This window comes from Amycolatopsis sp. NPDC104587, assembly GCF_055583645.1.
This window is the reverse complement of the sequence record NZ_JBVJNO010000014.1, coordinates 286,400-297,578: the sequence shown is the minus strand read 5'-3', so window position 1 is coordinate 297,578 and position 11,179 is coordinate 286,400. Positions and strand designations below refer to the sequence as shown.

At 71.8% G+C, this 11,179-nt stretch carries 6 protein-coding genes; 4 read left to right on the top strand and 2 right to left on the bottom strand.

Going from position 1 to position 11,179, the window contains the following annotated elements; all coding sequences use genetic code 11:
* Nucleotides 1-125: 125 nt before the first annotated feature.
* Nucleotides 126-3,941 (bottom strand): PKD domain-containing protein, encoded by a 3,816-nt coding sequence (locus ACZ61C_RS37230; protein ID WP_465312599.1) that lies wholly within the window; start codon nucleotides 3,939-3,941, stop codon nucleotides 126-128.
* Nucleotides 3,942-4,342: 401 nt separating this feature from the next.
* Here ACZ61C_RS37230 and ACZ61C_RS37225 point away from each other — a divergent pair, with 401 nt between their 5' ends.
* Nucleotides 4,343-5,548 carry an FAD-dependent monooxygenase gene (locus ACZ61C_RS37225; protein ID WP_465312598.1) on the top strand — a complete coding sequence of 402 codons (1,206 nt, stop codon included), beginning with the start codon at nucleotides 4,343-4,345 and terminating at the stop codon, nucleotides 5,546-5,548.
* Here ACZ61C_RS37225 and ACZ61C_RS37220 read toward each other — a convergent pair.
* On the bottom strand, nucleotides 5,538-6,704 hold the full coding sequence (locus tag ACZ61C_RS37220) for an epoxide hydrolase family protein (RefSeq protein WP_465312597.1): 1,167 nt from the start codon (nucleotides 6,702-6,704) through the stop codon (nucleotides 5,538-5,540). The two genes, ACZ61C_RS37225 and ACZ61C_RS37220, sit on opposite strands and share 11 nt — an antisense overlap.
* 83 nt (nucleotides 6,705-6,787) lie before the next feature.
* On the opposite strand from ACZ61C_RS37220, the gene ACZ61C_RS37215 reads away from it, so the two are divergent.
* From ACZ61C_RS37215 to ACZ61C_RS37205, 3 genes are read left to right on the top strand one after another with little or no spacing between them, the layout of a single operon-like run.
* Nucleotides 6,788-7,363 (top strand): CGNR zinc finger domain-containing protein, encoded by a 576-nt coding sequence (locus ACZ61C_RS37215; RefSeq protein WP_465312596.1) that lies wholly within the window; start codon nucleotides 6,788-6,790, stop codon nucleotides 7,361-7,363.
* 55 nt (nucleotides 7,364-7,418) lie between these two features.
* Nucleotides 7,419-10,442 (top strand): DEAD/DEAH box helicase, encoded by a 3,024-nt coding sequence (locus ACZ61C_RS37210; RefSeq protein ID WP_465312595.1) that lies wholly within the window; start codon nucleotides 7,419-7,421, stop codon nucleotides 10,440-10,442.
* On the top strand, nucleotides 10,435-11,166 hold the full coding sequence (locus ACZ61C_RS37205) for an SWIM zinc finger family protein (RefSeq protein WP_465312594.1): 732 nt from the start codon (nucleotides 10,435-10,437) through the stop codon (nucleotides 11,164-11,166). The genes ACZ61C_RS37210 and ACZ61C_RS37205 overlap by 8 nt, the downstream gene beginning before the upstream one ends.
* Nucleotides 11,167-11,179: the final 13 nt, after the last annotated feature.

Below are 11,179 nucleotides of genomic sequence, written 5' to 3'. Positions count from 1 at the left end.
TGTGGAACCCCTTAAAAGAGGTCTGGCCCAGGCTTGGGAAAGGGGTGGGGAAAACACTTCAAAAAAAAAACCCCCCTCCTTGCGGGGGGGTTTCCCCCCCCCCCAGGTCCGGGCTCAGGCTTGCGTCAGAAGCCCATGCGGCACCCGGACAGGATGATCTCCTGACCCAGGAGTGTCACCACCCGGACCGAGTACTGCGCGAGCTGACCGTTCGGACCCACGACTGTCTGGTTGGCGTAGACCGTGGCCACCCCGGGGATCCCGATGGTGACCGGCGCGGTGCCGATGACCTGGCCGTTGATCTTGCCGACCCGCGACGAGCCGGACAGGCCCTGCTCGTTCGCGACGCAGCTCGTCTCGATGTCCGTGACGCTGATCAGCCCACCGAGCAGGCTGGCCCCGGACACCGTCGCCGAAGCGTTGGTACGCCCGGTGTTCACGTCCAGCGAGCACTGCGCGTGCAACGCGTTCACGGTCGCGAGGCCGAGCACGTTCACCGACGCCGTGGTCTTGTCCGAGCTCGGCGGGCAGCCGGCCAGCGGTGTCTTCGCGACGGTGACCAGCCCGGACGCGCTGAGCGCCCACGCCTCCGCGTTGACGAACGTGACGACCTTGACCGTGGCCGTCCCGATCCCGCCGTCGTCGTCGGTGACCTTCACCGTGACCGTGTGCGCGCCGATGCCGGTGTAGACGTGCGACGCGGTGCAGGTGCCCGAACCCGCGCCCTGCGCGACCGTCCCCGCGGCGACGGGGCTGCCGTCGCCGAAGTCGACCGAGCACGTGTGCGTGTCGTGCTTCCCGGCGTCGGTGAACGGCGCCGTGAAGGTCACCGGCGTGCCCCGGGTGACGTTCGCCCCGTCGGCCGGCGCGGTGATCGTCACGACCGGTGCGACGTTGGCCAGCGTGAGCGTCGTCGTCTTGACGACGTCCGGGTGGAGGCCGTCGTTCGCGCTCAGGGTGAGCGTGAAGACCCCGTCGTCGTCACAGGTGACCGTGGTCGTCAGCGCGGCCGGGTTGCCGAACGCGCACGTCGTCCCACCGTCCACACCGGACTGTGGGGCGATGCTCCAGTGCGTTGTGGACGGCGGGCCGTCGGGGTCGGTGACCACGCTGGTGAGCGCCACCGCGCCGCCCTCGTTCCCGGTGTACGGACCGCCGGTGCCGACCACCGGCGGGTCGTTGACGATGATCCGCACGGTCGCGGTGCCGACCCCGCCGTCGTCGTCGGTCACCTTGACCGTGATCGTGTACGTCCCCGAGACGGTGTAGGCGTGCGACGCCGTGCAGGCGCCCTGCGCGACCGTGCCGGTGACAACCGGGCTGCCGTCCGCGTAGTCCACCGTGCAGGTGTGCGTGTCGTGCTTGCCCGCGTCGGTGAACGGCGCGGTGACGGCCACCGGAGCGTCGTGCCCGAACACCTTGTCGGTCGTGGGCGCGGTGATGCCCACGACCGGCGCGACGTTGCCCAAGGTGAGCGTGGTCGTCTGGAGGACCGCCGGGTGCAGGCCGTCGTTCCCGCTCAGGGTGAGCGTGAAGACGCCGTCGTCGTCACACGTCACCGTGGTGGCGAGCGCGTCGGCATTGCCGAAGGCGCACGCCGTCCCACTGTCCACTCCGGACTGCGGGGCGATGCTCCAGTGCGTCGCGGACGGCGGGCCGTCGGGGTCGACGATCGTCCCGCCGATCGCCACCGCGGCGCCTTCGTTGCCGGTGTACGGACCGCCGGGCACCACCACGGGCGGGTCGTTGACGATGATCTTGGCCACGGCGGTCGCGGAACCGCCATCATCGTCGGTGACCTTCACCAGCACGTTGTACGTGCCGGAAACCGGGTAGCCGTGCGAAGCGGTGCAGGTGCCCGAACCCGGGCCCTGCGCGACCGTGCCGGTGACGATCGGGCTGCCGTCGGCGTAGTCCACGGTGCAGGTGTGCGTGTCGTGCGTCGAGACGTCCGTGAACGGCGCGGTGACGCCCACCGGAGCGTTGTGGGCGAAGACCGTGTTGTCCGCCGGCGCGGAGATCGTCACGCGCGGGGCGACGTTGCTCAACGTGAGCGTCGTCGTCTTGACGACCGGCGCGGCGATGCCGTCGGACGCCGTCAGGGTGAGCGTCCACACGCCGTCGTCGTCGCAGGTGACGGTGGTGGACAGCGCGTCGGCGTTGCCGAGCGTGCAGGCCGCGCCCGGATCGACACCCGAGTCGGGGGCGATCGTCCAGTGCGTGGTCAGGCTCGGCCCGTCGGGGTCGGTGACGGTGCCCGCGATCTCGACCGCGGTGCCCTCCTGGCCGGAGTACGGGCCGCCCGCGGTGACCACCGGCGCGGCGTTGACCACGACGTGGGTCACGGCGGTGCCGGTCGCGCCGTCGTCGTCGGTGACCCGCGCGGTGATGGTGCGGGTGCCCGAAGCCGGGTAACTGTGGCTCGCCTGGCAGGTGGCGCCGGTGATCGTGCCGGGCACCGGCGGGCCGCCGTCACCGAAGTCGACGGCGCAGGTGTGCGTGTCGTGGGCGCCCGCGTCCGAGAACGGCGCGGTGACCGCGACCGGGGTCCCGGGGCTCACCTTGGCGCCGTCGGCCGGCGCGGTGATCGTGACGACCGGGGTGACGTTGGCGACGGTGAGGGTCGTGGTTTTCACGACCGGCGGGCTGACGCCGTCGTCCGCGGTCAGTGTCAGGGTGAAGACGCCGTCGTCGTTGCAGGTCACCGTGGTCGAAAGCGCGTTCGCGTTGCCGAAGGCGCACACGGTGCCCGGGTCGACGCCGGAGGACGGCGCGATGGTCCAGGTCGTGCCGACGCCGGGGGTGTCCGGGTCGGTCGCGGTGCCCGCGATCGGCACCGCCGAGCCCTCGTTGCCGGTGTACGGGCCGCCCGCGGAGACCACCAGCGGTCCGTTGATGACCACGTGCGTGCAGTCGGTGACCGCGCCCGCGCCGCCGCCGTCGGTGCCGGCCGCGGTGACGCACAGCTCGTGCCGGCCCGCGCCGAGCGCCGGGGTGGCGACGGTGAAGTTCACCGACGCGGGGCCGGTCTGCGGCAGGCCCGGTGTCACGGTGGTGACCGGGATCGCGCCGCCGCCGTCGACCTTCAAGGTGAGGCCGGTCAGCTTCGCGCTGATCAGGCCGGGCACCACGTTCGGCAGGTTCGCCGGGTCGGGCACCTCGGTGCAGGTGCCGTGGGTGAGGTCGGCGATCGCCTGCAGGCTGGCGTTGTAGCTGGTGCCGGCGCAGCTCGAACCCGCGCCGACGGCGAAGGTGTAGTAGGTGACGTCCGCCGGGACCGCGCCCGCGGCCGGCCGCACGTCGCCCGAGGCGACACCGTCCGACATGAACACCACGATCTTGCGGGCTTCGGTCTGGGCGTTGGTGACGGTGGTCGCGGAGCCGATGCCCGCGATGTAGTTCGTGCCGCTGCCGACACTCTTCGCGGTGAACTGCCCGACCCCGCCGATGACGGCCGAGTTCAGCACCTCGTCGACGTCACGGGTGCCGTTGGTGTTGGCGTCGGTGGCCGGGCCGGTGAGCAGCTGCTCGCCGGCGGCGGGACCGACGTCCGCGGCGGCCGCGTTCGAGCCGAACACGGCGGCGCCGACGTGCCCGACGACCGTGTTCGGGCTCGCGGCATTGGTGTTGAGGTTCTTGCCCGCGATGATTTCACAGCCGAGCACATTGGTGGTCGAGCAGTTCGACGCCGTGCTGCCGGAGACGTCCAGCACGTAGGTCAGCGCGGTGTCCTTGACCGCGACGCCGGTCCCGATCGCCGCCGTTCCGGTGACCGTCGCCGGGCCGGGCGGGAGAACGGTGTTTTCGGCGGGCCCGGTGACGTCCACCGAGATGCTCGTCCCGCCCGGGAGGTTTCCGTCAACGGCGTTCGCCGGAACGGTGCTCGCGAGCAAACCCGCGATTCCCGTCAGCCCGGCGGCCGCCCATAGTCTGGGTCTCATACGATTTCCTGCTCTTTCACTGGTGGATGATGCAGTGTGAAAATCGCGTGAAAGAGACGGACGGTTACTGGGCTGATTCAGTGAGTCACGCTGTGAAATGGTCACGGAATGCGGGCACTGATCTGTTCACCGGTCTGGTCGATCGACGGCCTTCCGGGATCACGCGAACGTCGGTTTCCCCGGTGTAGAAATGCAGCGAGTGCAGTCACCCTGGACAAGGTGGCGAATTCCGGGAAGTTTGTTTCCGACCGATCCGGGCACCTCACGGTCCACTCCGGACAGCCGTGCGGGCCCGCTATCCGGTCCGAACCGGAGCGGTTTCTCGACGCGGCGACCCCCTGAACCGGGGAAGTCACCCTAGAATCCGGACCGAGAACCGGACCGGGTGACCTGGGGGCGCAGTGAGTGATGTCAAGGTGTTGGTGGCGGGCGCGAGCATCGCGGGGCCCGCGTTGGCCCACTGGCTGCGCCGGCGCGGGGCCGAGGTGACCGTGGTGGAGCGGGCGCCCGAGCTGCGTCCCGGCGGGCAGGCGGTGGACGCGCGCGGAGTGACCAGGGAGGTCATCCGGCGGATGGGCCTGGACGCGGCGATCCGCGCGGCCCGGACCGAAACCGCCGGCGCGCACAACGTCGACGCGGACGGGAACGTGCTGGAGACCTTCAGCGCCGAGGACGACGGCGGCGACGGCTACATCTCCGAAATCGAGATCCTGCGCGGCGACCTGTCCCAGGTGCTCTACGACGACACCCGCGACGGTGTCGAGTACGTCTTCGGCGACCGGATCGCCGAGCTCACCCAGGACGCGGACGGCGTCGACGTGGTCTTCGCGAGCGGCGACCGGCGCCGCTTCGACCTCGTGTTCGGTGCGGACGGGCTGCACTCGGCGCTGCGGGCGATGGTCTTCGGGCCGCACGAGCGGTTCGTCCGCCACCTCGGGCACGTGCTGGCCTTCTACAGCGTGCCCAACGAGTTCGGGCTGGACCGCTGGCTGCTCGAGCACCAGGAGCCCGGGCGCTCCGCCATGCTGCGGCCCATCGGCGACGCGACGCGGGCGATGGCCATGTTCTCGTTCGTCTCGCCCGACTTCGCCGTCGACTACCGCGACATCGAGGGCCAGAAGACCCTGCTGCGCGAGCGGGTGGCCGGCCTCGGCTGGCTGACCCCGCGCATCCTCGAGCACCTGGACGACACCCCGGACTTCTACCTCGACCAGGTCGCCCAGGTGCTGATGGACCGCTGGTCGAGCGGTCGGGTGGGCCTGTTCGGCGACGCGGCGTTCAGCTCGTCGCCGCTGTCCGGGCAAGGCACCGGCCTGGCCCTGGTCGGCGCCTACCTGCTGGCCGGCGAGCTGGCCACCGCCGGGTGGGACCCCGAGCCCGCGTTCGCTGCGTTCGAGGAGCGGATGCGCCCGTTCGTCGAAGCCAACCAGGAGATCGGGCGGCTGCACGCGGCCATGCGCGGCGCGGCCGGCCCGGACCCGGCGGCCGAGCCGGCCGCGGAACCCGACATGGAGGCGATGATGGCGCTGGCCGAACGCGCGATCAACGGCGTCGAGCTGCCCGAGTACGCCGACGTGCCGGACTCCGGGGCGCGGGTCACCTCGTAGCGGTTGACCGCTGGGCGGCCAGCACGGCCGCGAGGCCTTGTCGCAGGTCGTCGACGAAGTACCCGGGAACTTCCAGCGACGGGAAGTGCCCGCCGGCTTCGGGTGCCCGCCACCGGACGATCTGCCGGTACCGTTCCCGTGCCCAGGGGCGCGGGTACTTCTCGATGTCGCGGGGGTACACGGTGATCGCCGCCGGGACGTCGACCCGGAGCTCGGGGTCGAGCGAGTTGTGGCTTTCGTAGTAGATGCGGGCCGCCGACGCGCCGGTCCGCGTCAGCCAGTACAGGGTGACGTCGTCGAGGACGCGGTCCCGGGAGATCGTCTCGAACGGGCTGTCCCGGGTGTCGGACCACTCGGCGAACTTGTCGAGGATCCAGGCGAGCAGCCCGACCGGTGAGTCGACGAGCGAGTAGCCGATGGTCTGCGGCCGGGTCGCCTGCTGCTTCGCGTACGCCGCGCGGTGGTGCCAGAAGTCGTGGGTCTCCTCGGTCCACCGGCGCTCGGCCGCGGTCAGCCCGTCCGTGGTCAGCCCGGGCGGTCCTTCCGCGAACGTGGTGTGGATGCCGAGGACGTGGTCCGGGAACCGGCCGCCGAGCACGGTGGTGATGTTGCCGCCCCAGTCGCCGCCGTGGGCCGCGAACCGGTCGTAGCCGAGCCGCCGCATCAGCTCCACCCAGGCGGCCGCGATCTTTTCGGTTCCCCATCCGGTGGTGGCCGGCTTGTCGCTGTAGCCGAAGCCGGGGAGCGACGGCGCCACGACGTGGAACGCGGGCGCGCCGGCGTCGTGCGGATCCGCCAGGTCGTCCACGACGTCGACGAACTCGGCGACGCTGCCCGGCCAGCCGTGCGTCATGAGCAGGGGAGTGGCGTCCGCCCGCGGCGACCGGCGGTGCAGGAAGTGGATTCCCAGGCCGTCGATCGTCGTGCGGAACTGGCCGATCCGGTCGAGGCGCTCTTCGAACGAGCGCCAGTCGTACCCGGTGCGCCAGTAGTCCACGACCTCGGCGAGGTCGGCGAGCGGGACGCCCTGGTCCCACCGGCCGGGGCCGCGGACCGTCTCGGCTTCCGGCAGTCGCGCGGCGGCCAGCCGTGCGCGCAGATCCTCGAGGTCGGCTTCGGGGGTGTGGGCTGCGAAAACTTCGACGGTGCTGGGCATGAGACCTCCTCGGCCATCGGTGAACCGGCTTAGACGGTTCTAGCAGGCCGACACGGCGTGACGCAACCGGCTAAGGTGGTTCCATGCGTGGTGGGTTCCCCGACTTTCGCCTCGGCAGCGTGCTGGCGACCAGCTTCACGGCGACGTTGACGGAGCGGTGTGGCGACGCCGTGGAGCGCATTCCCGTGCCGCAGCGGCTGGTCGACTGGCTGGCGGTGAGCGGTCTCGCGGTGGACTCCTGCACCGACGCCCAGTTCGCCCTCGCCCGGGAGCTGCGGGAGGCGGTGCACGCCGTCGCGACCGCGGCCGCGGTCCAGGACCCGCTTCCCGCGTCCGCCGTGCAGGTCCTCAACGACCGCAGTGTTCAAGGCCGCGCGGCGGCGGTCTTGACGCCCGAAGGCGAGCGGCGCTGGCGGCTCGGCTCGGCGTCCTGTGTGGAGGACGCCCTCGGCGTGATCGCCGCGGACGCGATCAGCATCGTCTCGGGTGAACGCGACGGGAAGCTGGCCCTGTGCGCGTCGCCGACCTGCCGGGCCGCGTTCTTCGACACCAGCCAGAGCCGCACCCGCCGGTGGTGCGACATGAACACGTGCGGGAACCGGCAGAAGAAAGCCCGCTTCACCGCCAACCAGCGCAAGAGCGCCCAGTCACCGGAGTGAGCCGCCCCGTGCGACGATCGGGGGGAACCCGGACCGGACGAAGGAGCGCCTGACCTTGCCCTTGGTGCACGCTCTGTGGTCCCCGGGCCGGGGGCTGCTGCTCTGGGCGGAACACGACCGGGGCCCGGCCGGGACGTCGAGCCGGTCGGCGCACATCGCACTTCCGCATCCGTTCGCGGTCTCCAGCGCGAACCTGACCGCCCTGCACCCCGGCAAGCCCACCTCGGCGACCTTGCTGCTGCCGTCGCGGGCGAACCGGCCGCTCGCCTCCTCCGAGGCGTCGGCGGGCGGCAAGCGGCGTGGCCCGGCGCCGGTGCTGCGGCCGTGGTCGGTGCCCGCGCTGGTCGTGGACGCCGCCGAGCTGGACGACCTCGACGACTCGGCCTCCTACGGCGCCTCGGTCACCTATCTGCGGGCGGTGTCCCGTCTGGCCGCGGACCTCGTGCGGCGCGGGCGGGTGCTGCCGACGCTGGTCCGCCGAGGTGACGCGGCCGAGGCGCGGTGGCGCCCGGTGCTGCAGGGTGTCGACTTCGTCGCGTTCGACGCGCTGGTCGCGGCCATGCCGCCGGTCGGGCGGGCCGAGCAGGTCGCGCCGCTCACCGGGGGCTCGCCGCGTGCGCTGGTCACCGACGCCCTCCGCACGCTGGTCGACACGGCGGTCCGGGACCGGCTGGGACGCGCGGATCCGCCCGTCGACCTGCACACGAGCCGCGGCACGGCCGGCGTGTGGCTGTCCGCCTTGCCGGGCGGCGCCGCCCGCGTCGAGCTGCCGCTGGACGAGCTCCGCGTCCTGGCCGACGCCGTCGCGAAGTGGGACGAGGTCGCCGACACCGACGTCGTCGACGGGCGGGCGTGCTTCCGGCTGGCCGAGGTCGGCACCCTGCGGCAGCAGGACACGGACGATCCCGACGACCAGACCGGCGACAGCACCAAGTGGCAGCTGCAGTTCCTCCTGCGGGCGGCCGCCGACGCCAGCCTGCTGCTGTCGGCCGGGCAGATCTGGTCGGGCGAGGCGGCCGGGCTGGTCCGGGACCCGAAAGGGCTGTTCGTCGCCGAACTGGGCCGCGCGGCGCTCGTGGAGCCGATGCTGGCGCCGGCCCTGCGCCGGACCCGGCCTTCCGAATACGACCTGAGCGTCGAGGAGGCCGAACAGTTCTTGACCTCCGGCGCGACCCGGCTGGTCGAGGCCGGTTTCGAAGTGCAGCTGCCGGCCACCTGGGACGGCCGGCGCCGGCTCGGGCTGCGGCTCTCCGTCCACAGCACGCCGTCCGAGCAGGTTGTGGCCCGCAGCCGGGTGGGCCGCGACGAGCTGGGCGCGTTCCGCTGGTCGATCGCGGTCGGCGACGACGAGATCGGCGAGGAAGAGCTGGCCCGGCTCGTCGCCGCGAAGTCGCCGCTGGTGCGGCTGCGGGGCCGGTGGATCAGCGTCGACGCCGATCGCCTGCGCGCCGGTCTCGAGTACCTGCGCCGCGACCCACACCGGCAAAGCCTTCGCCCCACCGCGGCCGAGCTGCTGGAGCTCGTCCACGTCGGGCCGGACGCGCCGCTGCCGGTCGTCGACGTCCATGCCGACGGCTGGGTCGGCGACATCCTGGCCGAGCGGGTCCACCAGCGCCTGCGGCCGGTCGAGCTGCCGCCGTCGTTCCGCGCCACGCTGCGCCCTTACCAGCAGCGAGGGGTCGCCTGGCTGGTGTTCATGGCGGAGCTGGGGCTCGGTGCGTGCCTGGCCGACGACATGGGCCTCGGCAAGACTGTCCAGACGCTGGCGCTCGAGGCGGTCGAGCGTGCCGGCGACGATCGTGGGCCGACGCTGGTGCTGTGCCCGATGTCGCTGGTCGGCATGTGGCAGCGGGAAGCGGCGGACTTCGCCCCCGGCCTGCGTGTCCTCGCCCACCACGGCAGCGAACGCGCGCACGGGGACGCGCTCGCCGAGCAGGTCGCCGCGGCGGACCTCGTCGTCACGACCTACACCACCGCCGCCCGTGACGCCGACGAGCTCGAGACGTTCGCCTGGCGACGTCTGGTGCTCGACGAGGCGCACGCCGTCAAGAACGCCGACACCGCGACGGCCAAGGCGGTCCGGCGGTTCCCCGCCGGGCACCGGCTCGCGCTGACCGGCACCCCGGTGGAGAACCGGCTGACGGATCTCTGGTCCGTTTTGGACTTGCTCAACCCGGGGCTGCTCGGCAGCAGGTTCGAGTTCCGGCAACGGTTCGCGGCTCCGATCGAACGCGGCGGCGACACCGCCGTGGCCGCCGAGCTGCGCCGGCTCACGCAGCCGTACCTGCTGCGCCGGGTGAAGACGGACCCCGCGATCGTCCCCGAGCTCCCGGAAAAGATCGAAATCCGGCAGGAATACCGGCTCACCCGCGAACAGGGCACGCTGTACAGCGCGATCGTCGACGAAATGATGAAGAAGATTGAGAACAGCCACGGCATCAAACGCCGCGGCAACGTCCTCGCCGCGATCACCAAGCTCAAGCAGGTCTGCAACCACCCCGCGCACCTGCTGCACGACGGTTCCCCGATCGGGCAGCGCTCCGGCAAGGTCAGCCGCCTCGAAGAGATCCTGGCCGAAATCCTGGCGTCGGGTGACCGGGTCCTGTGCTTCACGCAGTACACGGAGTTCGGGCACCTGCTGGTGCCCCATTTGTCGGACCGGCTCGGCGCCGAAGTCGCGTTTCTCCACGGTGGCTTGGCAAAGGGGGCGCGAGACACGATCGTCGAACGCTTCCAGTCCGGCGACGGACCGAGGATCCTGTTGCTCTCGCTCAAAGCGGGCGGCTCCGGGCTCACGCTGACCGCCGCCGGCCAGGTCCTGCACCTGGACCGCTGGTGGAACCCGGCCGTGGAGAACCAGGCCACCGACCGGGCGTTCCGGATCGGGCAGGGCCGCACCGTCCAGGTCCGGAAGTTCATCTGCCCGGGCACGATCGAGGAACGCATCGACACCCTGATCACGAAAAAACGCGCGCTGGCCGGAATGGTGGTCGGCGAGGGCGAAAGCTGGCTCACCGAACTGTCCACCGACGCGCTGCGCGAGACGTTCACCCTGGGGGAGGAGGCGATCGATGACTGAGCCACTCCCGTGGTGGGCGACCCGGTTCATCCGGGCGTTGACCGCGCTCGGCGTCCTCTTGCCGGCGCACGGCAGCGGGCGCATCGTGTCCTTGGAGGTCGGCGCCGGGCGTGTCGACGCCGAAGTGGCGGACGGCGTCCCTCACCGGGTCCGCATCGGCCTGACGGCGTTCGGGAAGGCGGACTGGGCGGCAATCACCCATGCCCTGGCGGCAAAAGCGTCGGTCACGGTCCAGCTGCTCAGCGGCGAGCTGCCCCGAGACGTCGAACAGATCTTCAAAGCGGTCCGGCTGCCGTTGTTCCCCTCGTCGGCGCGGGAGGTGTCGCTCGACTGCACCTGCCCGGACGTCGAGGTGCCGTGCGGCCACCTGAACGCCGTTTTCTCGGCGCTCGTGGCGCGGGTCGGCGACGATCCGTTCACCCTCCTCGCGCTGCGCGGCCGGGACCGCGAAACGCTGCTGGAGGAGCTGAAGAACCGGCTCATCTCGGCCGAGCCGCTCGACCCGGACGACCGGTCGCCGGCCCTGACCGAGGTCATGGACACCTTCTTCGACTGCGGTCCGGCCCCGGGCCTGGGCGGCGCGGCGCCGCTGCACGTTCCGCGGACGCCGTTCGACGCGCTCCTGGACCAGGCCCCGCCGTTCGCGGTCACGGCGGGCGGCGAAGACGTCACCGAGCTGCTCCGGCCGGTGTACGAGGCGCTCGCCGGAGAGCCCGGCAGCTGACCTCCGCGACGGC